A 21,302-nucleotide genomic window follows, 5' to 3' on the forward strand; every position below is an offset into this window, starting at 1 on the left:
GCGCCAAACGCATTTCCAGTCTGCTCACCATAGCTGCGGGTAATCACATCGATATCGCGGCTGTAGCTATTGACCAATTGGCCACCGTTGCGCCCGCTGGCACCAAAACCGATACGGGCCGCTTCCAGCACTACCACTTTAAAGCCTGACTCGGCTAAATGTAGCGCACTTGAAATACCGGTATAGCCCGCCCCAATAACGCAAACGTCGGCATCAATGTGTTCACGCAGGCGTGGTCTATCAGTCTTATCGTGGCGGCTGGCTGCGTAATAAGAGCCGGTGTGTTCGGTGCGCATGATGATTTTATGCCTCGTAGATCACGTAGATTTTTTTACAATATTCGGGCACTTCCCAAGTCCCCTTAAAACCCGCAGCTACGGTAAAATAATCGCCGGCTTTAACGGTTTTCGTCTGCCCCATTTCATCATGGATGATCGACTCGCCAGCTAAAATATAGCAAAACTCATCCTCATCATAACTGACGGTCCAAGCCCCTGCTTGGGCATCCCAAACGCCTGCATGGAATTTCTCATCTTTGGATGAGAACAGATTCCATACATTTTGCTCAGGCGAGCCTTGCTTGATTTTTTCAGCATCGGGCAAGTAGGTTTCGGCTTGCACCGACTGCGTGTTTAAATCTTGAATTAAATCTAAGGACATAGGTTTTACTTCATGGTTGGCATATTAAATTCAGCAGCCAAACCGTCTTCTGGCCAACGAATGGTGACAGCTTTACGCTTGGTATAAAAACGCACACCCTCTTCACCATGTACATGATTAGAACCAAACAGTGAACGCTTCCAACCACCAAAGGCGTGAAACGCCATTGGCACAGGGATAGGCACATTCACGCCAACCATGCCCACTTGAATGTCGTGCGCAAATTTTCGGGCCACGCCGCCAGAGCGTGTGTAAATCGAAGTGCCATTACCAAATTCATGGTCGTTAATCATCTTAGCTGCGGTGGCGTAATCGGGTACACGAACAACACACAATACCGGGCCAAAAATTTCTTCTTGATAGATGCGCATATCGGTGGTGACATGATCAAATAAGCAGCCATTCATGAAATAGCCATGCTCGTGACCGGCAACGCTGTGCTCTCGACCATCCACGACCAAGCTTGCTCCCTCTTCGACACCCAAGTCTACATAGCCTTTCACTTTAGCCAGGTGTTCTTTGGTCACTAATGGGCCCATATCAAGACCACGCTCTTCACCATTACCGACTTTAAGCCCTTTGGCTTTCTCCGCTAACTTTTCGACTAAGCTGTCAGCAATATCGCCGACGGCGACGGCAACAGAAATCGCCATACAGCGCTCGCCAGCAGAACCAAAGGCTGCACCCATCAGGGCATTGACGGCACCGTCGAGATCGGCATCGGGCATCACCACAAGGTGGTTTTTAGCCCCACCCAGTGCCTGTACGCGTTTGCCATGTGCAGACGCTGTGCTGTAAATGTATTCAGCGATTGGCGTTGAACCAACAAAGCTTACCGCCTGTATATCAGCATGGGTTAATAACACATCGACTGCTTCTTTATCGCCATTGACGATATTAAATACGCCATCGGGCAGGCCTGCTTCTTTAAGCCATTCGGCCACTAAAAAGGTCGCACTTGGGTCTTTTTCTGAAGGCTTAAGTATGAAGGTGTTGCCTGTAGCAATGGCTACCGGCCACATCCACATAGGCACCATCGCTGGAAAATTAAAGGGCGTTATACCGGCAACCACACCTAATGGCTGGCTGGTTGAATAGGAATCGATACCTCGACCCACTTGCTCGGTATAGTCGCCTTTGAGTAACTGAGGTATGCCGCATGCAAATTCAACCACCTCCATACCGCGGGTAATTTCACCACAGGCATCTTCATATACTTTGCCGTGTTCTTGGGTAATCGCTGCTGCTAATTCGTCTTTTCGCTCCTCTAGGATCGCTTTGAATTTAAACAGAATGCGCGATCGATTGAGTGGCGTAACCGCCGACCATTGGTCAAAAGCCTCTTTTGCGACAGCAATAGCCGCCTCTACTTCTGCCACACTGGCTAGAGAGACTTCAGCGGTCTGTTGTCCGGTCGCTGGATTAAATACCGGCGCTGAGCGATCACTGGCGGCGGCTATTTCGCCATTGATAAAATGTGTTAGCTGTTTCATATATCACCTAATTGTGTAAGCTTTCAATCGCATCGCCTAAGGCGGCAACTAATTGGTCAATTTGTTCATGATTAATGGTTAACGGTGGCGACAAGGCAATCGTGTCGGCCGTGCAGCGCACCAGCGTATTGCCTTTCCAGAAGCAATGATTAAATACTTCATAACCGTTCGCGCCTGGCTTATCGCCGGCGTGCAGTTCAATCCCCGCGACTAGGCCGAGATTGCGAATATCCTTGACCGCGTCGAAACGGCGCAGACCGTGCACCGCCTGCTGCCAATACTCTTCAATCTCGAACACACGCTGGAATAGCCCCTCATTCTCATAAATGTCGAGTGTTGCCATACCTGCCGCTGCTGCCACAGGGTGACCGGAATAAGTATAGCCATGGAAAAGTTCAATCACTTCCTCTGGCCCATGCATAAAGGCATCGTGCACATGATTACCCACAAACACTGCACCCATGGGCAAAGCGCCGTTGGTTAAACCTTTGGCGGTGGTCATTAAATCAGGCGTGATGCCGAAGCGCGTTGACGCGAAACCGGTACCAACGCGGCCAAAGCCAGTGATGACCTCGTCGAATATCAATAAAATATCGTGCTTGGCGGTAATCGCCCGCAATCGCTCTAAGTATCCGAGCGGCGGTACATAGACCCCTGCAGAGCCAACCAATGGCTCAACGATGACCGCGGCGATGTTTTCAGCACCGTGTAACAGCACCATATCTTCAAGTGCATCGGCTAAATAGGCGCCCTCGGCGGGCTGACCATGCGCAAAGGTCTGCTGCGGTAAATAAGCATGCGGCAGATGGTCTACGCCGGTTAAAAGACTGCCAAACGCGCGACGGTTATTACCTAGCCCGCCAACCGAGATGCCGCCGAAACCCACCCCGTGGTATCCGCGTTCACGACCAATCAAGCGTGTTTTCGAGGGGTTACCTTTGGCTCGATGATAAGCCAGCGCAATTTTCAAAGCCGTGTCGACCGACTCTGAACCTGAGTTGGTGAAAAACACATGATCCATATTATCAGGACTGTGCTGAACCAGACGATCGGCGAACTGGTGCGGCAAGGGATGGCTCATTTGAAAGGTCGGGGCAAAATCCAGGGTTTGAATCTGCTGACTGACGGCATCAGAGATGGCCTGACGACCATGACCTGCATTGGTACACCACAAGCCTGCGGTGCCATCTAAGATTTTTCGCCCATCGTCTGAGGTGTAATACATACCCTCAGCCGATACCATCATGCGTGGCTGTTGTTTAAACTGACGATTAGCGGTAAATGGCATCCAAAATGCGTCGTTGTTTGATGTGTCAGAGTTCGACATTCTCAAAGCCTCTGTGTGATATATTGAACATAATAAGTGCAGTTTATGTAAAATAAATAAAACATCAAGCGGATATTTCGGATTCGGCGCATTTTTTCAAAAAATCCCTTAAGCCCAAGCTATTATTGACTTAACTGATAATTCAGTGTGGCAAAACTGTTCAAAATATTGAAACTTAGATTGAAAAGATAAGTAAAATCCGTATGGTGCATAGCATTAACGAATAGCCACTGCTGCGTGACAGCAGTAAATTAAAATTGGAGGCAGTCATGGCAGGCAAAAATACCTTAGACTATTGGCAATCTTTAGCAGCGTCATTGACGATTGAAGGTCGAGCATTTATCGATGGCGATTATCAAGATGCGCAAAGTGGCGAAACGTTTAAATGTATCAGCCCAATCGATGGCCGCCTGCTGGCTGAGGTAGCCAGTACGGCAAAGGCAGATGTGGATATTGCCGTCGATAGCGCGAAACGCCAGTTTGCTGCAGGCGTATGGTCTGAAAAAGCACCCGCAGAACGCAAAACGATATTGCTCAAATTCGCCGATTTAATTGAAGCGCATCAAGATGAGCTGGCCTTATTAGAAACCTTAGATATGGGCAAGCCGATCGGTGATTCGCTCAGCGTTGATGTCACTGGCGCGTTGAGAGCACTGCGCTGGACAGCTGAAGCTACCGATAAAATTTACGACGAAATTGCTGCCACGCCGGTCGATCAGTTAGGTCTGGTTACTCGAAATCCGGTTGGCGTTGTGGCGGCTATCGTACCATGGAACTTCCCGATGATTATGGCAGCGTGGAAATTTGCACCGGCGCTCGCCATGGGTAACTCGGTCATTCTTAAACCTTCTGAAAAGTCGCCATTAACTGCGATAAAATTAGCAGCGCTAGCCCATCAAGCGGGGATTCCCAGCGGTGTTTTTAATGTATTACCTGGCTTTGGTCATACCGTTGGTGAGGCACTGGCGCGGCATATGGCCGTTGACACCTTAGTGTTTACTGGCTCCACGGGCGTTGCCAAACGGCTGATGGTGATGGCCGGTGAAACCAATATGAAGCGGGTTTGGTCAGAGGCAGGCGGCAAGTCTGCCAATATTATATTTGCCGATGCGCCCGACCTTGATGCGGCGGCAGAGGCAGCAGCTTCGGCTATTTGTTACAACCAAGGTGAAGTTTGCACCGCCGGCTCGCGACTATTGGTACAGGATAGTGTGGCAGATGAATTTATCGCTAAACTGCATCAAGCCTTCAAGGCATGGCAGCCCGGCAATCCTCTTGACCCGTCAACGGCCGTGGGTGCCACGGTTGATGATACGCAAATGCAGCAAGTGCTGCGATATGTTGCCTCAGGCGTAGCTGATGGGGCAAGCTTGTCGCTGGGAGGCGAGCAGGTCGAACCGGTTAGCAATGGCTTTTACGTGCAGCCCGCAATTTTTGAAAACGTCAGCAATGACATGCCTATCGCACAGGAAGAGATTTTTGGCCCGATTTTGTCGGTGATTCGTTTTCATGATGAGGCCGAGGCATTAGCGATGGCAAATGACTCTATCTATGGGCTGGCAGCAGGTGTCTGGACCGCCGATCTAAGCCGAGCGCACCGCATGGCTAGAAAACTACAAGCCGGTTCTGTATGGGTGAATCAATATGATGGCGGCGATATGACCGCGCCCTTTGGCGGCTTTAAGCAAAGCGGTAACGGGCGCGACAAGTCGCTGCATGCCTTTGATAAATACACCGAGTTAAAGTCTACCTGGATTAAGCTATAGCAGGGCTAAAACCAGTCTTTGAGACGATGATATAGCATGCCAATTGCCAGCAGCGGTGAGCGAAAGCGCCTGCCGCCTGGAAATTGGATGTGACTGACTTTTTCAAACCACGCAATACGATCGGTTTCGCCGCTAATTGATTCGGCGATCACTTTGGCAGCCATGTGGGTCACATTAACCCCGTGGCCTGAGTAGGCCTGGGCAAAATATACATTGTCTCTGAGTCTGCCAACCTGAGGAAATCGATTAGCCCCAATGCCAATCATGCCACCCCAAGCATAGTCAATCGCTACATCTTTTAAGTAAGGAAATACTTTATCCATATTGGGGCGCAAAGCAGCGACAATATCTTTTGGGTCTCGCCCGGAGTAGGTGCATAAGCCACCGAATAATAGCCGCCCATCACTGCTTAAACGATAATAATCCAAATCCACACGTTGGTCACAAACGGCCATGTCTTGAGGCAAAACCCGCTGACGCACCTCAGCAGACAGCGGTTCGGTGGCAATCACATAGCTGCCTGCGGGCAACACCTGCCCCTCCAGCTGTTTGTCGAGGCCGGCGACGTGGGCATTGCCACAAATCACCAAGCTGTCTGCTTGGACTTCACCTTTGGCCGTCACAATCCGATGGCGCGTGCCCTGTTCAATGTCGATCACGGCGGATTGCTCAAAAATTTGCACGCCAAGCCGATGCGCGGCCTGTGCCTCTGCACATACCAGGTTAAGCGGATGTAAGTGCCCACTTCCCATATCAATAAGGCCGCCAATATAGCTCTCTGAGCCTACTACTTGCGACATTTCATGAGACTCTAATAAGCGTGTCTCATGCGGATAGTCAACCTTGTCTAGCCAGGCTTTATGCGCCATCAGTTCTTGCATATGTCTAGGCTTATTGGCTAGGTCGCAATAGCCCATTTTCAAATCACAGTTGATTTGATACTTGGCAACACGATCTTTAACGATATTGACCGACTCAAAGCCCATCGCTTCAATGGCCTCAATGCCTTCTTCACCTAAGGCTTTTTCGAAAGGCTCAAGACCATGGCCAATGCCTTGAATCAGCTGACCGCCATTGCGTCCAGAGGCGCCCCAGCCAATCCGAAACGCTTCTAGCAAAACCACATTAAAACCGCGTTCGGCTAGCTCTAGGGCGGTATTTACGCCACTGAAACCAGCACCGATAACACACACTTGAGTCTCCAGCTTTTGTTCTAATATGGGGTAACGATCGTGATAGACCAAGGTCGCAGCATAATAGGATTCGGGGTATTCACTGGAATGGGTGCGTGGGTTTAACATGTTCAATATAAAAAACAAATGATTAATATAATTGACAAATGTACAAGATTTCGGCGCTGCTGAAAAGCCTTAAATCTTCTACTTCGCTCAGTTTAAAGAGTACGATATACTGAGCAGTGTGTCCGTAATTTTAAACATAAAGTAGGTATTGTAGGGTGGATGTAGGAAAACGTTTGGCAGAAGTGCGAAAAAAATCGGGATTATCGCAGCGCGAGTTAGCGAAACGAGCCGGCGTTACCAACTCTACTATCTCGATGATCGAAAAAAACAGCGTTAGTCCAAGCGTCAGCTCCTTGAAAAAAGTTTTATCAGGGCTGCCGATGTCGCTGATGGAATTCTTTGACTCAGAAGATTCGTCACGAGTTGATATGCCGGTGGTTTATGATTCACAGGATTTTTTAGATACGTCTATTCCCGGACTGGATTGGCGGTTGATCGGTAAAGCCTTTCCAAATCGTCAAATGTCGTTCATGGTAGAAAATTTAGCCCCGGGCGCAGACACGGGCGAAGATATGTATATGCATGAAGGTGAAGAAGCCGGGTATATTCTGAGTGGCAAGATGGAGCTTACCGTCGCAGGTGAAGTGTATATCGTCGAAGCTGGTCAGGGATATTACTTTGATTCTCGGCAAGAGCATCGCTTCCGTAATCCGTTTGAACAAGACTGCCGACTGGTGTCCTGCACCACCCCTGCCGACCTATAAAAAGCCGTAGTCATAGGTAGACAGAGATAGTCACAGCCACTGCCGCTCTGCCGTTGCGCTGACATTGATGAATTGCTGCGCTGCATGCTGTTTCGCTGTAGTGAGTAAGTCGGCCCTGATGCGGTCGGCCGTGGCGGCATCAAAATACCGGCCTTGAGCGATCAACAAATTTGCCTCAACCGATAGCTCGCGCCCCGTTCTGACCACTTTAAGCCGGTAATCATCCACCTCAATATGTTGACCTTGTAGGCTTTGCAGCAAAGCCTGGCGAATACTGTCAACGGTGTCAGGGTCGGCTCGATGAAGTAACACTTCTTTGATGGAGCGATAGGCAAGTCGGGTTGGAATCATAATAAACGCAGCAGAGGCAATCAGCACCATGATGGGGTCGGCATACACAACCCACTGCGGCCAGGCAGATAATTGCAGTAAAAAACTCAGCGCAAAGCCAAGTAATACCGCAGTGCTAAGGTATGCATCGCCGAGCCAAAGCTTGCCCTCTAAGCTGATCAGTAATGATTGTAAATTGCGGTTACATCGCTTAATCAACCAGGCCATGCTGAAACAGCCAAGACTGCAGATGCTGGCGTAAATTAAGCCGAGGCTTGGCGCCACATAACGACCGCCACTGAGCAGATCAGTGATGGCTGCGCTGGCTGTAAATACACACATGCCAATCAATGCCAGCGATTGAAAGAACACAAACATCGGCTCAAACAGTGCCTTACCATAAGGAAAGCGCGCTGACTGCTTGGCTTCAGCTAGCTTGATAATATAAATCGAGAGCAAAGTTAAGACGATGGTGATCGTCGAATAAACCGCATCAAATAAGATCATGCCGGAGTGGCTGATAATGCCTAAAACCAGGCCATAGAGCGCAAATGCCGCGGAAGCGAGTGCCGAGACTACTAAAATCCGACTTTCAGTCATTGGCATAATATTCCTGCAAAAACTCGGGGATGATCTGCTGTTTAAAGGTCTGATAGTGATCAGCTTCAAACGCAGCAGCTTGCCATTCGCCGGCATAGGGGATACGGTTACTGCCTAAGCAATAGCAGTCAACGGATAAGGGTTTTTCGGAGCCGTGCAGTTGCGCGACGGCAGAAACGCGCTGATATACGCCGTCATCAACACATTCATAAGCGTCAAGCAAAGCTAGCGTGGCAGCATCGACATTGTACATAATTTTGCCGACCACCTCGCCTGCTGGGTTTGGCACAATCACCGGCGACTGGCTAAAACCAGGTGCCATCAAAATATGTCGACTAAACTGTGTTAATTTAGCCGACTCAAGTTGCCACTGTCGACCCGTCAGCTGTTGTAACAGCTCAGGGTACATCAACGTACCATAGGCAAAAATGTGAGTCATATTATGCGTACCTCAGAACATCTTGGCTTCTCAACCACGCCGCTGCTTGCAAGCGACTGGCCGTTGATTATGCAGATTCAGCATCAAGTATATGCCGACGAACTGCATGAATCGATGCGGTCACTGCAATCAAAGTGGCAGCTGTCGCCAGATAGCTGCTTTGGCTTGAAACAGCAACAGCAATTTATCGGCTATTGTTTGAGCCATCCCTGGCCCATCGCCAGCGTGCCAAGCCTAAACCAGGTGCTTGCCAGCGATATTGACGCAGATGCCCTATTTATTCACGACCTTGCTTTAGCTACTGCCGCACAGGGTAAAGGTGGCGCTGCAGTTTTGGTCGATGCTGTAGTAAATTCTGCACGTCTGATGCAGTTTCGGCAAGTACATTTAGTTGCGGTACAGGGCTCTAGCGGGTTTTGGCAAGCGGCGGGCTTTCAAATGAGCGAGGCTGTCCAAATCAGTGCGGGCTACGGTACAGGGGCTGGGCACATGGTTATGCACCTCTGAGGTGCGGCTGACAAAAAGTGGCGCTGTCATGGTGCGCCATTTTGCAGGCTTACATGATGTCGCGGCTGTTTGATTTATTAAACAGCCTTTCTAGGCGATGAATGGTTGGTACTTAGTCTATATTTCGCTTAGGCTGTGAAAAAAATTGAACACTACTGTTAAATATTACATAAGTTGGCAACAACTTTGCTTATTAATATTCGCCACGGTGTATTTGGTCTTGGAGAATTTTGATGTCATCCTCAGTTGGTGATAATAAAACCGTACATTTATCCATTCAGCAAGTTGTCAAAGATTTTGACGGTTTCAAAGCCGTCAATGATGTCAGCTTAGATATCTATCAGGGTGAGATTTTTGCGTTACTGGGTGCTTCCGGCTGCGGAAAATCTACCTTGCTTAGAATGTTGGCTGGCTTTGAAGCGCCCAGCGCTGGCGATATTGTGCTGGATGGGCAGAGCATGTTGGGCGTGCCGCCGCATGAGCGCCCAGTGAATATGATGTTTCAGTCGTACGCACTGTTTCCGCATATGAGCGTGGCGCAAAATATTGCCTTTGGCTTGAAACAAGACGGTATGGCTAAAAATCATATCGCACAGAAAGTTGATGAAGTGTTAACCCTGGTGCAGATGCAGCAATTTGCGAAGCGTAAACCGCATCAGCTGTCAGGCGGTCAGCAGCAACGCGTAGCGCTCGCGCGAAGCTTGGCCAAGGAGCCCAAGCTATTATTATTAGACGAGCCGATGGGTGCATTAGACAAAAAATTGCGCACCCAAATGCAGTTAGAAATTGTCGATATTATTGAATCGGTGGGCGTGACCTGTGTGATGGTTACCCATGATCAAGAAGAAGCTATGACCATGGCCGATCGGGTTGGCATTATGGATGCTGGTGAAATTCGTCAGATCGGCTCGCCTCTTGAAGTCTACGAGCAGCCAAATTCTCGCATGACGGCGGAGTTTATCGGCTCGGTCAATGTGTTTGAGGGTACGCTTTCGGTTGATGAACCCAGCCATTTGCAAATCAGCAGTCAAGATTTGGATGTGCCGATCTATGTGTCTCATGGGGTGTCAGGTGCCGCCGGCATGGATATCGCGTTTGCGGTGCGGCCAGAAAAACTGCGCGTAAGCCGTGACAAGCCAGCAGAAGATTTCAATTTTAGCCAAGGCAGTATTGAAGACATTGCTTATCTGGGCAGCCACTCGATTTACCATATCAAGCTGCGCTCAGGCAAAATTGCACTAGCATCGGTTGCCAATAGTCAACGTTTGCGCGCAGGCGACGGCCGCGACCGGCTAACCTGGGGTGACCCAGTCTATATTAGCTGGGATGATAATAGTGGCGTGGTATTAACCGCATGAAAACCTATGACCTGCAGGCTTGGCGCGCCAAAAACCTGAAGCGCATGGCACAATGGTCAGTTGTGGCGCTGCCTTATACCTGGCTGATCTTATTCTTTTTAGTACCGTTTTTTATTGTTTTAAAGATTAGTTTTGCCGAGTCGCAGTTAGCACAGCCTCCGTTTACCGAGCTACTGTCTATCACAGATGACGTGCTGAATATCAGCTTGAATCTGTTTAACTACATCGATCTGTACCAATATGATCTGTACTGGTCGGCCTATCTGAGCTCAGCTAAAATCGCCCTAGTATCTACGCTATTGTGTTTATTAATTGGCTACCCGATGGCGTATGCCATCTGTAAATTACCGCCACACAGCCGAAATTTTGCGCTGATGCTGGTAATTTTGCCTTCCTGGACATCATTTTTAATTCGTATTTACGCCTGGATTGGGCTGCTGAAAGGTAATGGTCTTATAAATAATGCCTTGCAGGCAATGGGCTTGATTGACCAGCCGCTGGAGATGTTACATACCCCTATCGCGGTTTACATCGGTATCGTTTATGCATACCTGCCTTTTATGATCTTACCGATCTACACCAATCTTATAAAGCACGAGCCCAGTCTGCTTGAGGCTGCTGCTGATCTTGGTGCTTCACCAATACGCGCGTTTTTAACCGTTACCTTGCCGCTTTCTACCGCCGGCATTATTGCAGGCTCAATGCTGGTGTTTATTCCTTCGGTTGGCGAATTTGTCATTCCTGAGCTGTTGGGCGGGCCCGATACCTTGATGATTGGCAAGCTACTCTGGAATGAGTTCTTTAACGCACGTAACTGGCCAGGCGCCTCGGCTGTGGCGGTGGTGATGCTGCTGCTTTTAATTTTGCCGATCACGCTGTTTCAGCGTTATCAGGCGAAAGAGTTTGAGGAGCCGCGCTCATGAGGTCTGCGACACGCGGCTTTGGCCTTGGCAGCTGGGGCATATTATTTGCCGGCTTTTTGTTCTTATACTTGCCGATTTTTATTTTAATTTTTTACTCCTTCAACGAATCGCGCCTAGTCACGGTATGGGCCGGCTTTTCGACCAAATGGTATGGCGAGCTATTCCGTGACGAACAAATGATGAGCGCGGTGTGGATGAGTTTAAAAATTGGTTTTCTAAGCGCCAGCGGTGCAGTGATTTTAGGCACTCTGGCAGCGATTTTATTGGTTCGCTATGGACGGTTCCGCGGCAAAACGCTGTTTACCGGCATGATAACCGCACCGTTGGTGATGCCAGAAGTCATTACGGGGCTGTCCTTATTACTGCTGTTTGTCACGATGGCGCAAGTGCTTGGCTGGCCCTCTGAGCGCGGTATGCTCACGATTTGGATCGCTCATACTACCTTTAATATGGCCTATGTGGCGGTTGTTGTGTCATCGCGGCTGCGTGAAATGGATCGCGACATTGAAGAGGCAGCAATGGACCTTGGTGCCAATAAAATGACGGTGTTTTTCTCGATTACCTTACCAATGATTGCGCCGGCGCTTTTTTCCGGCTGGCTGCTGGCTTTTACACTATCCTTAGATGACTTAGTAATTGCTAGTTTCGTTTCAGGCCCTGGCTCCACCACCTTGCCCATGGTTGTTTTTTCGTCAGTGCGATTGGGCGTTAGCCCGAAGATTAACGCGCTAGCAACGCTGTTGGTATTGGCGGTATCGATGGCAAGCTTTATTGCCTGGTGGCTTATGCGTCGCAAAGAAATACAGCGACAAAAAGAAATTCAAATGATCACAGATAATTCGTAATTTAAATGACATAACATCGAGGGGATACTATGAAATCATTTAAACAGATGCTGGCAGCGAGCTTAATTACCGTTGCATCGGGCGCCATGGCTGAGGGTAAAACCTTAAATGTCTACAACTGGTCGGATTATATTGCCGAAGATACATTGGCGAATTTCGAAAAAGAAACCGGGATTAAAGTCACCTATGACGTGTTTGACAGCAATGATGTGCTGGAAGCGAAATTACTTTCGGGTAAAACCGGCTACGACCTGGTTGTGCCATCGGCATCGTTTTTAGCACGTCAAATTCAGGCTGGCGTTTTCCAGCCACTTGATAAATCAAAGCTAGCTAATGCGAAAAACTTGGATCCAGCATTAATGAGCAAGCTGGCCGCCAATGACCCTGGCAATGCGCATTCAGTACCGTACTTATGGGGCACCACCGGTATCGGCATCAATGTCGCGAAAGTGCAAGAGCGCTTGGGCGAAGATTTTCCTTTAGACAGCTGGGATTTAGTGTTTAAGCCGGAAGTCGCTGCAAAATTAGCGGATTGCGGGATTACCGTTTTAGACGCATGGGATGAGATCGTGCCTACCGTTTTAGCCTACTTAGGTGAAGATGCAAAATCAGAAAGCACGGAGCTATTAAACGGCAAAGTGAAAGACGTATTAACCGGTATGCGTCCGCACGTGCGCTACTTTCACTCCTCACAATACATCAATGATTTAGCTAATGGCGATGTATGTGTCAGCGTAGGCTGGTCGGGCGATATCATGCAGGCGATGGACCGTGCAGATGAAGCTGAAAATGGGGTTGAAGTTGCCTACATTATTCCAAAAGAAGGTGCCGGCCTATGGTTCGACATGCTGGCGATTCCAAAGGATGCAGATAATGTCGAAAACGCACATATCTTCTTGGATTATCTGATGCGTCCAGATGTGATTGCCGAAATTACCAACTATGTTTGGTACCCTAATGCAATCCCTGCGTCTAACGAGATGATTGAAGAAGATATTATCGAAGATGAATCTATCTACCCAACAGAAGAAGTTGCGGCGAATTTATTTACCTTCCCGGTCACCGATGCAAAGTATGATCGTATAGGCTCACGTATGTGGACCGCGGTAAAAACCAATAAATAGCAGATACATTGCTAACAAGCCCGCCGCGTGCGGGCTTTTTTGTGGCTGCTACTTTTTTGTTTTGCATGATCAGCTACTTATTGGGAGAAATAGCAAAGCTTGTTAGCATGCAGATAACATAAGGAGGTAGTCAGCGCATGACAGAAATCGCTTGGCTTGACTTAAGCTGGTGTGTAATACCACTGATCATCATCGGCGGCATATATCGACAATGGCAGGGTAACTTGCGAGAGCTCGCTGTTGCGGTGCTGCGCATGTTGCTGCAGCTGGTTGCGGTGGGCTATGTATTATTGAGTATCTTTGCGAAACCATCGCCCTGGCTCAGTGCGTTGATTGTTATAATCATGCTGATGGTTGCCGCTTGGATAGCTATTCGGCCAGTGCGCGATCAGTCAGCTTATCTATTGGCGGCCACCTTTTCTTTAGCGGTGGCGGTAGTGCTGCACTTATTTTTGAGCGTTGTGTGCATTTTACAGGCGGCCTCATGGTATCAGCCCGATTTATTAATCCCCTTAGCCGGCATGTACTTGGCAAACACAATGAATGCCATTAGCCTCAGCGCTGAACGTTATGCGGCTGAGCGTGCAAATTTAACATCGCCACATCAGGCAAAAATCATCGCCTTTCATGCGGCAATGATTCCGCAAATTAACGGCCTATTAGCGGTGGGCCTAGTCGCATTGCCAGGCATGATGACCGGGCAAATTCTTTCAGGGGTATCACCATTAATCGCGGTACGCTATCAAATCATGATTATGATAATGCTACTCGGCGCAAGCGGCATGGGCGCCGCGATGATGTTGCAAATTTTGGCTGGGCGAGAGTCTAAGTTTGCGGATCAGCACCGGTGAGCTGATCGACTAAGACAATCGCTAAAATAATGCAGGCAGCGCCTATCCAGGCTAGCTGCGTTAGCCGCTCGTCTAAAATCAGATAGCCACCTAATGCAGCAAACAGCGGTTCGCTGGCAAATATTAGCGCCACTCGCCAAGCAGCCAAATGCTGCTGAGCCATGGTTTGAGCCACATAGGCAAATGCGGTGGCAAGTATGCCGCCAATTAACAGCGCCAGCCATGCAATCAATGAGCTATTCAGCCAAAGTGATTGATACACCTGTTGCACGGCCGCAGGTTCAAATGTAAATGCGGCAATAAAGCTAAGCAGCATTACGGTAATCAGCTGTAACTGTGCCAGTGCCANTGGTGGCAGCTGCTTTAGAAAGACCCCGGTGTAAATAATATGTGCGGCAAAAGCAATGGCGCAGCCNAGCATCCATAGCTCACCTTGAAATTGGCCACTGCTGAAGTCGCTGCGGAAATTGATGCCGGTCAACAAGGAGGTGCCAAGAGTTGCAATAGCTACCGCTAGCCATACATACCAAGGCATAGCCTGACGAAATAATAACATGGCTAAAATCGGCACAAACACGGTGTTGAGGCCAGTAATAAAACCGGCCACGCTGGCGCTGGTGTATTGCAAGCCAATGGATTGCGTGGCAAAGCCGGCAAACAGCAGCAGCCCAAGTATTAGTCCGCGCAGACCGTCTGCCCAGCTAAGCTCTAGCCACCAGCGATACTGCTTGAGAATGCAATATAGCTGAAGCGTTATTGCCGCAATCAAAAAGCGCAGCGCATTAAAACTGTGAGGCCCCATCTCATTCAGGGCTTGATGAACCAGTGAAAATTCAATGCCCCAGACTAGGCAAACCGCTAATAATATTAGCGACCAAAAGCTCGTCCGCTGCTGCAGCATTTATTTGAGCTTTTCCAGCAGCAGGTAATACCACATACCTAGGGCCAAGAATTGATTGCCCAGCCACTCTGTGCCTGGAATGCGGACATGTTTACAGTGAGCAAAGGTGTCAAATTCTTGCATATGCCCTGTTATCGCCTTAGCCATGATTTCTGCCACAATGTGACTGGTGGCAATACCATGGCCAGAATAGCCCTGGGCATAAAATACGTTGTCAGAAAGTTTGCCCAACTGCGGGATGCGATTAATCACAATACCCATCATGCCGCTCCATTGGTAGTCGATTCTGACGCCGCGTAAGCGAGCAAAGGTGTTTTCAATCGCTGGGCGAAGTTCAGCGGCAATATCGCGTGAAGGTTTACCGCTATAGTTAGCACCGCCACCAAATAATAGCCGTTTGTCAGCAGTCAGCCGGTAATAGTCAAGCACAAAACGGCAGTCGTATACGGCCAAATTTTTCGGATTGATAGCGTCTGCAATGTCATCGCCTAAGGGTTCGGTTGCCACAATGCCGCCAGCCGCGGGGAAAATTTTGCCGCGCATGCTTTTGCGCTGCAGGCGGTGATAGGCATTACCTGCCAATAATACGGTATTTGCTGTAACGCTACCGCCAGCGCTTATTAGCTGCGGTAAATCGCCATGCACAATGTCAGTCACCATAGTGTTTTCNTAAATTTGCACCCCAAGTCGCTGCGCTGCATCGGCTTCAGCCAGGCAAAGCTTGAGCGGGTTTAAGTGCATGTTTTTTTTGTTATACAAGGCGCCGTGATAAATATCCGTTTCCAGATAATCCGGCATGACGCTCTTGTCAATCAGGCTGACTTGATCGCCCATACCGCGCGATTCAGCCTCAGCATGAGCCGCTAATAGTTCGTCTAAATGACTGGGTTTATATGCTGCGTGGAGGTGACCAAATTGTAGATCACAATCAATCGCGTAGCGTTCAATGCGCTGTTTGATAATATCGTGACCGCGCCAGCGCAGCTGCCAGATAAAATCATCGACACTATCACCGAGTACGCCACGCATCTGTTTTTGCATAGCGCCGTCGCCTGACAAGCTGCCAGTTACTTGACCACCGTTGCGCCCGCTGGCGCCCCAGGCTATTTTATTGGCCTCTAATACCGCTACCGTTAAGCCCTTTTCAGCCAGTTCTAAAGCCGTATTGATGCCGGTAAAGCCTCCACCCACAATGGCAACGTCAACACGAATAGATTCTTCAAGTCGCGGATAATCAGGCTCAGCGGCAATGGTGTCGGTGTAATACGCGCGACAGCGTGGCGCTTGGGGTTCGGCATGAGGCATAGGAACATTGTTTAATATATTTTACACAAGTGTTAAATTTTACATGGCTTACTTGTAGAGGCAAGCTATTCCTGATGCAATTTGAGGATTTATGCGGTGAGAAAAAATGGGGCGACGCTAGGGAGGTATGCGTGCCCCAAAGGGGTTTAAGCTGACTGTTTAAAAGCGCTGCCCTGAAGCGCAATGCGAGGTTCAACATAGTTATAATTAAGCGCCTCGGCAACGGCAGCATTGGTTACCATGCCGCGATGGGTATTTAGCCCGGCTAAAAGATGTTCATCTTGTAATAGCGCCTGATTGCCCTGATTAGCAAGTGCAATGGCATAGGGCAGTGTGGCGTTGGTGAGAGCAAAGGTAGAGGTGCGCGCAACGCCGCCTGGCATATTGGCAACACAGTAATGCACAATGCCATCGACTTCATAGCTGGGGTTTTCGTGAGTAGTGGCGGTTGAGGTTTCGAAACAGCCACCCTGATCAATCGCAACATCAACCATCACTGCACCCGGCTTCATCTGTGCCAACATGGCACGGCTAACCAGTTTAGGCGCTGCCGCACCAGGTATTAATACCGCACCGATCACTAAATCGGCTTGCTGCAGTTGTTTTTCGATAGCGTCGGCGGTGCTGAATAAGGTGGTCATTTGTGCCCCGTACAGCTCATCAATCTGCTTCAAACGTGCCAAGCTGCGATCTAAGATGGTCACATTGGCACCAAGGCCTGCCGCCATGCGTGCCGCGTTTAGACCCACGACGCCACCGCCAATAACCATGACATTGGCTGGTTCAACGCCTGGTACGCCACCCAATAGCATACCGTTACCACCTTGAGCTTTCTCTAAGCAGTGTGCGCCAGCCTGAATAGACATGCGGCCTGCTACTTCACTCATCGGTGCCAATAGCGGTAGCCCGCCTTGGGCATCTGTAACGGTCTCGTAAGCGACCGCAGTGACGCCCGATTTTAGCAATAGTTCGGTCTGTTTAGGGTCTGGTGCTAGGTGTAAATAAGTAAATAATAACTGTCCTTCACGTAAGCGCTCACATTCTATGGGCTGTGGCTCTTTAACTTTTATGATCATCTCTGCGCGTGCAAACACTTCATCGGCACTGCTCACAATTTCAGCCCCTGCTGCAATATATTGCTGATCATCGAGGCCAATGCCAATACCAGCATTCTGTTCAATGATGACGGCATGGCCATGCAGGATAAGTTCTTTAACGCCGGCAGGGGTAAGGCCGACCCGATATTCGTGGTTTTTAATCTCTTTTGGCACGCCGATTAACATGATGATGTCCTCTTTTTAGAAGTGCTTGCTAACAATGTCGATATTGTAGGCAAGCTTTTGCAGAATTATCTGCTTTTATTGCTGATTTATGTCGAAATTTAAGAATATTATTCTGTAAAATTAATCATAAATAAAAATAAATGCTTAAATAGAGATTTATATAAGAACTAACAACTTATCCTTGATCATCCGCTGATTAATAATTGTACATATTCAGGCTTTTGCCTATAATTCCGCGCCCGCAGTGTTGTGCGGGGCCTGTACTGAGGAATGAGCCATTGCCTTTGATTGAACCACGCTTAACCGAGCTTTTAGCTGCCGAGCAGCCTGTCGATGTCAGCAATATTGACGAGACGGTGCATATTTTAGGCGCGGGCAGCATGGGCTTGTTGTGGGCAACCAAACTCACCTTGGCGGGCTGTCCGGTTGATTTGATTACCCGTAAAGCACGCAAGGTGCGCCATGTGCATCTGCTAGAGCGAGATGAAGAAGTTGAGCTCGATATTGATTCCTATACCGCTTCAACCTTAACCAATATCAAAACCCTGATTGTTGCCACGAAGGCTTATAATGCGCTTGCGGCGGTAAAGTCGGTGGCGCATGCACTGTCGCCTGACAGCAAAATATTAGTATTGCAGAACGGCATGGGCTCTCAGCAAGCGATTATGCAAGCCTTGCCTGATATGGCGGTTTACGCCGCCGTCAGTACCGATGGCGCGCGCCGTCATCGCCCTTTCGTGGTTGAGCACACCGGCTTTGGTGAAACCAGTATTGGCGCACTTGGCAATAACCGCGACGGCTATTTGGAAGCCTTAATCAAGCACCTTGACTCTGATTTAGTGCTCAAACCTGCCGACGATATTCGCATTAAAATGTGGCGTAAGTTGGTGATTAACTGCTGCATTAATGCACTTACCGCGATACACGATATTCGCAATGGCGAGCTATTATCGCACCCTGAAACGGCCTCGCTGCTGCCGCACATTATTGCTGAGTGTCGACAAGTGGCTGAGCAGCATGGCTTTGGTCACGCGCTAGAAAATATGCAGGCAAGGGTTGAGGAAGTCATTGGTAATACGGCACAAAACTACTCGTCGATGCACCAGGACGTATTCTATCAGCGTGAAACCGAGATTGATTTTATTAATGGCTTTATTCTCGCCGAATCAAAACGCTTTGGTTTGGACTGCCCGATCAACCAACAGCTGGTCGAGCGCATCAAGAATATGCCGATCAAGCAATAACAGATCGCTTCTCGAGACCGCCTAAACACCTAGTGCTAGATCTAGCGTCTCTTTAACCTGCTCCATCACCACATACGAGGTTGATTCTTGCACCCCTGGTAAGCCGAGTAAGGTTTCACCTAAAAATATTCGATAGGCGTTCATGTCGTTGACCCGCGCTTTAATAAGATAATCGAAATTACCCGATACCAGATAGCATTCCTGCACTTGTTCAAGTGCACGTGCGGCCTCATTGAAACGTTTGAATATATCGTCGCTGGTGCGATTCAGACGAATCTGCACAAATACTAGCAAGCCGGCGCCCAGAGCCTCGGGGTCAAGCTGTGCATGGTAGCCCTGAATAATACCTTCGCGTTCAAGTCGTTTAACCCGCTCGAAACAGGGTGAATTTGATAAGCCGACGCGCCGCGCCAGCTCGGCAAAGCTGATCCGGCCATCACGTTGAAGCTCGTGTAAAATTTTTAAATCTATTTTGCTTAAGCCGGCCATAGTAGAAGATATTTTGTTGTTATTTATGAATAGCAGTAATTTAGTCTACTTTTGCATAATTTGAAAGAATTAAGCGTGCTACAGGCCTGATACGGCTAAAACCCTAGGCGCTGCGTGATAATTTGGGTACTATCAATGCAAGTATTCGGTCTCAGCAGAGATGGTCGTCGAATGAACATGCGCTCATTGCTTTATTTCACCGCTTGTTTGCTGCTCATGCCCTGGCAGGGGGTATTAGCGGCAAGCTATCCATTGCCGCCGCCGGGCTCGCGCCTGATCGGTGAGCCGACCGTGCACACGGCTGTAACAGGCGACTTTTTTCAAGGCCTAGCCGAGCAGTATAACGTCGGCTTCTATGCGCTGATGGCGGCTAATCCACAGTTAGATCCGTTTTTAATTGAGCCGGGTAGCAAGGTGACGATTCCAACGCAAATGTTGCTGCCCTACGCCAAACGCGAGGGCATTGTAATTAATTTGCCAGAGCTGCGTTTATATTACTTTCCGCCCAATGAGAATACGGTACACGTATTCCCGGTTGGCATTGGTCGTGAGGGGCTAATGACGCCGCGACTGGTCAGCTATATCTCTGAGAAACGACAAAACCCTATCTGGCGCCCGACCGCAGAGACGCGACAACGTCATTTCGCCGCTACTGGCGAACAGCTGCCCGAGCAAATTTTACCGGGGCCGGATAATCCCTTCGGTGAATATGCGCTGCGCATGGGCAATACGGTTTATTTGCTGCACGGCAGTAATCGCCGTTTTGGCATCGGCATGCGTGCCAGTGCAGGCTGCATTCGTTTATATGATGATGATATTCGCTGGCTGTTTGATAATGTTTCGCTGAATACGCCAGTGCGGATAGTGGATCAAGCGATAAAGATGTCGTACGAGCCGACGCAAAAGCTAATCGAAGTGCATGAGCCGCTCAGCTATGCTGAGCACGATGAGGTTGAGCCAGTGATCAGCCCTGCGGTGCTGAGTTTTGTGGGTAAAAACAGGATGCAGCAGCAATTTTTGCAGCAGGCGGTTGAGCAGTCATCGGGCTTGGTTAACGCCCTGCCGGCAGACTAGCAGAACAAAACACAGCTAAGCACCGCTTTGCCCTGCTAGCCATGCAAAAGCACAGCTGCACAGGGGCAAAGCGTCATAGTTTTGCGCAGAATAAGTAGAATAAAGAGCTGCGTGCAGAAATTTACTTCTTATAGCTGTCAATCATATTGTCAACGCGCATATTCGCTGCCGCTGCATCACTAGCGGCTTTCTCAGCTGCTGCGCTAGCAGATTCCGCCGCCGCTTTGGCCGCCGCTGCATCAGCTGAGGCTTGCGCTTGGCCAGATTTTAGGCTTGAAACATCAGCCGAAAGCGCATCAATCTTGCTGCTTAAGTCGGCAATCTGCTCTTGCATTTCTTGGGTTTCAGCACCGGAACAGGCATACAATGCGGCGGTCAGTGGAATAAGCGCGAGTTTTTTAGACAACATGGGAATTTCCTCAAATATGATGTGGTAAAGCCCTAATTTAATTATTTTTTTAAATATTGCAAGTAAACCTATGTTTTAACTGTAAATTAGTGCAAATAATAAGGCGATTTAAGCGCGTCGGTCTGTGCCTTAGTCAATCTGAACGATGACTTGCCGATGACTTAGCGGTGACTTAGCGTTGAGTTGTGCCAGCGACTTAGCGATAAATAGCTTTAGCCAGCGGCGATCAGTTGGCATAAAATAGCGATTCAAGGCAACACAACCGTACGAATAAATAACAGCACAAACAATTAACAGCTTAAACAGTAGCATGTTACTATACAAAATGTGATTGTACTAAGGATGCTGGCCTACACGCACAGCACAAAG

Annotated in this window: 22 protein-coding genes; 10 read left to right on the forward strand and 12 right to left on the reverse strand. The window is 48.9% G+C overall.

Features of this window, described 5'->3' with window-relative positions; translation table 11 throughout:
- The 4 genes from HRU21_02030 to HRU21_02045 form a co-directional block, all read right to left on the reverse strand.
- Positions 1 to 296: FAD-binding oxidoreductase (locus HRU21_02030; GenBank protein ID NRA41067.1), on the reverse strand; the 296-nt coding region annotated here is incomplete at its 3' end.
- Between the two features lie 7 nt (positions 297 to 303).
- Positions 304 to 660, reverse strand: coding sequence for a cupin domain-containing protein (locus tag HRU21_02035; GenBank protein ID NRA41068.1), 357 nt, complete (start codon positions 658 to 660; stop codon positions 304 to 306).
- A gap of 5 nt (positions 661 to 665) precedes the next feature.
- Positions 666 to 2,153: a CoA-acylating methylmalonate-semialdehyde dehydrogenase gene (locus tag HRU21_02040; GenBank protein ID NRA41069.1), complete on the reverse strand. Its 1,488-nt coding sequence runs from the start codon at positions 2,151 to 2,153 to the stop codon at positions 666 to 668.
- 7 nt (positions 2,154 to 2,160) lie between these two features.
- Entirely contained in the window at positions 2,161 to 3,480 is a 1,320-nt protein-coding gene (locus HRU21_02045) for an aspartate aminotransferase family protein (GenBank protein ID NRA41070.1), read from the reverse strand.
- A 269-nt stretch (positions 3,481 to 3,749) separates the two neighbouring features.
- Between HRU21_02045 and HRU21_02050 the strand changes: the two genes are divergently transcribed.
- A complete protein-coding gene (locus HRU21_02050; protein NRA41071.1) occupies positions 3,750 to 5,246 on the forward strand; it encodes an aldehyde dehydrogenase in 1,497 nt (498 codons plus the stop codon).
- A 5-nt stretch (positions 5,247 to 5,251) separates the two neighbouring features.
- Here HRU21_02050 and HRU21_02055 read toward each other — a convergent pair whose 3' ends face one another.
- Positions 5,252 to 6,547: an FAD-binding oxidoreductase gene (locus HRU21_02055; protein ID NRA41072.1), complete on the reverse strand. Its 1,296-nt coding sequence runs from the start codon at positions 6,545 to 6,547 to the stop codon at positions 5,252 to 5,254.
- Positions 6,548 to 6,702: 155 nt separating this feature from the next.
- Here HRU21_02055 and HRU21_02060 point away from each other — a divergent pair, with 155 nt between their 5' ends.
- Positions 6,703 to 7,251, forward strand: a complete 549-nt coding sequence (locus HRU21_02060) for a cupin domain-containing protein (protein NRA41073.1) — start codon at positions 6,703 to 6,705, stop codon at positions 7,249 to 7,251.
- A gap of 30 nt (positions 7,252 to 7,281) precedes the next feature.
- Here HRU21_02060 and HRU21_02065 read toward each other — a convergent pair whose 3' ends face one another.
- Together HRU21_02065 and HRU21_02070 are read right to left on the reverse strand one after the other, a co-directional pair.
- Positions 7,282 to 8,181 (reverse strand): cation transporter, encoded by a 900-nt coding sequence (locus HRU21_02065; protein NRA41074.1) that lies wholly within the window; start codon positions 8,179 to 8,181, stop codon positions 7,282 to 7,284.
- On the reverse strand, positions 8,174 to 8,620 hold the full coding sequence (locus tag HRU21_02070; protein ID NRA41075.1) for a gamma-glutamylcyclotransferase: 447 nt from the start codon (positions 8,618 to 8,620) through the stop codon (positions 8,174 to 8,176). Before HRU21_02070 ends, HRU21_02065 begins: the two co-directional genes overlap by 8 nt.
- Here HRU21_02070 and HRU21_02075 point away from each other — a divergent pair.
- From HRU21_02075 to HRU21_02100, 6 genes are all read left to right on the forward strand, one after another.
- Positions 8,612 to 9,127 carry a GNAT family N-acetyltransferase gene (locus tag HRU21_02075; protein ID NRA41076.1) on the forward strand — a complete coding sequence of 172 codons (516 nt, stop codon included), beginning with the start codon at positions 8,612 to 8,614 and terminating at the stop codon, positions 9,125 to 9,127. The genes HRU21_02070 and HRU21_02075 overlap by 9 nt on opposite strands.
- Before the next feature lie 233 nt (positions 9,128 to 9,360).
- On the forward strand, positions 9,361 to 10,485 hold the full coding sequence (gene potA, locus HRU21_02080) for a polyamine ABC transporter ATP-binding protein (GenBank protein NRA41077.1): 1,125 nt from the start codon (positions 9,361 to 9,363) through the stop codon (positions 10,483 to 10,485).
- Between the two features lie 44 nt (positions 10,486 to 10,529).
- The gene (locus tag HRU21_02085) at positions 10,530 to 11,408 is read left to right on the forward strand and encodes an ABC transporter permease subunit (GenBank protein ID NRA41078.1); all 879 of its coding nucleotides are present in this window, start codon (positions 10,530 to 10,532) and stop codon (positions 11,406 to 11,408) included.
- Positions 11,405 to 12,253 carry an ABC transporter permease subunit gene (locus HRU21_02090; GenBank protein ID NRA41079.1) on the forward strand — a complete coding sequence of 283 codons (849 nt, stop codon included), beginning with the start codon at positions 11,405 to 11,407 and terminating at the stop codon, positions 12,251 to 12,253. The genes HRU21_02085 and HRU21_02090 overlap by 4 nt, the downstream gene beginning before the upstream one ends.
- Before the next feature lie 29 nt (positions 12,254 to 12,282).
- Entirely contained in the window at positions 12,283 to 13,377 is a 1,095-nt protein-coding gene (locus HRU21_02095; GenBank protein ID NRA41080.1) for an extracellular solute-binding protein, read from the forward strand.
- Positions 13,378 to 13,514: 137 nt separating this feature from the next.
- Positions 13,515 to 14,228: an ABC transporter permease gene (locus HRU21_02100; protein NRA41081.1), complete on the forward strand. Its 714-nt coding sequence runs from the start codon at positions 13,515 to 13,517 to the stop codon at positions 14,226 to 14,228.
- On the opposite strand, the gene HRU21_02105 is transcribed toward HRU21_02100, so the two are convergent.
- The 3 genes from HRU21_02105 to ald all read right to left on the reverse strand — a co-directional run bounded on the left by HRU21_02105 (position 14,203) and on the right by ald (position 17,717).
- Positions 14,203 to 15,129: a DMT family transporter gene (locus HRU21_02105; protein NRA41082.1), complete on the reverse strand. Its 927-nt coding sequence runs from the start codon at positions 15,127 to 15,129 to the stop codon at positions 14,203 to 14,205. The two genes, HRU21_02100 and HRU21_02105, sit on opposite strands and share 26 nt — an antisense overlap.
- Positions 15,130 to 16,434 (reverse strand): FAD-binding oxidoreductase, encoded by a 1,305-nt coding sequence (locus tag HRU21_02110; protein NRA41083.1) that lies wholly within the window; start codon positions 16,432 to 16,434, stop codon positions 15,130 to 15,132.
- A gap of 146 nt (positions 16,435 to 16,580) precedes the next feature.
- Positions 16,581 to 17,717: an alanine dehydrogenase gene (gene ald / locus HRU21_02115; protein NRA41084.1), complete on the reverse strand. Its 1,137-nt coding sequence runs from the start codon at positions 17,715 to 17,717 to the stop codon at positions 16,581 to 16,583.
- A gap of 278 nt (positions 17,718 to 17,995) precedes the next feature.
- Here ald and HRU21_02120 point away from each other — a divergent pair, with 278 nt between their 5' ends.
- On the forward strand, positions 17,996 to 18,961 hold the full coding sequence (locus HRU21_02120) for a 2-dehydropantoate 2-reductase (protein ID NRA41085.1): 966 nt from the start codon (positions 17,996 to 17,998) through the stop codon (positions 18,959 to 18,961).
- 21 nt (positions 18,962 to 18,982) lie between these two features.
- Here HRU21_02120 and HRU21_02125 read toward each other — a convergent pair whose 3' ends face one another.
- A complete protein-coding gene (locus HRU21_02125; protein NRA41086.1) occupies positions 18,983 to 19,450 on the reverse strand; it encodes an Lrp/AsnC ligand binding domain-containing protein in 468 nt (155 codons plus the stop codon).
- A 171-nt stretch (positions 19,451 to 19,621) separates the two neighbouring features.
- Between HRU21_02125 and HRU21_02130 the strand changes: the two genes are divergently transcribed.
- The gene (locus HRU21_02130; GenBank protein NRA41087.1) at positions 19,622 to 20,524 is read left to right on the forward strand and encodes a L,D-transpeptidase family protein; all 903 of its coding nucleotides are present in this window, start codon (positions 19,622 to 19,624) and stop codon (positions 20,522 to 20,524) included.
- 121 nt (positions 20,525 to 20,645) lie between these two features.
- Here HRU21_02130 and HRU21_02135 read toward each other — a convergent pair whose 3' ends face one another.
- Positions 20,646 to 20,930 (reverse strand): hypothetical protein, encoded by a 285-nt coding sequence (locus HRU21_02135; protein ID NRA41088.1) that lies wholly within the window; start codon positions 20,928 to 20,930, stop codon positions 20,646 to 20,648.
- Between the last annotated feature and the right edge of the window lie 372 nt (positions 20,931 to 21,302).

It is taken from the genome of Pseudomonadales bacterium (assembly GCA_013215025.1).
Taxonomy (GTDB): domain Bacteria; phylum Pseudomonadota; class Gammaproteobacteria; order Pseudomonadales; family DT-91; genus DT-91.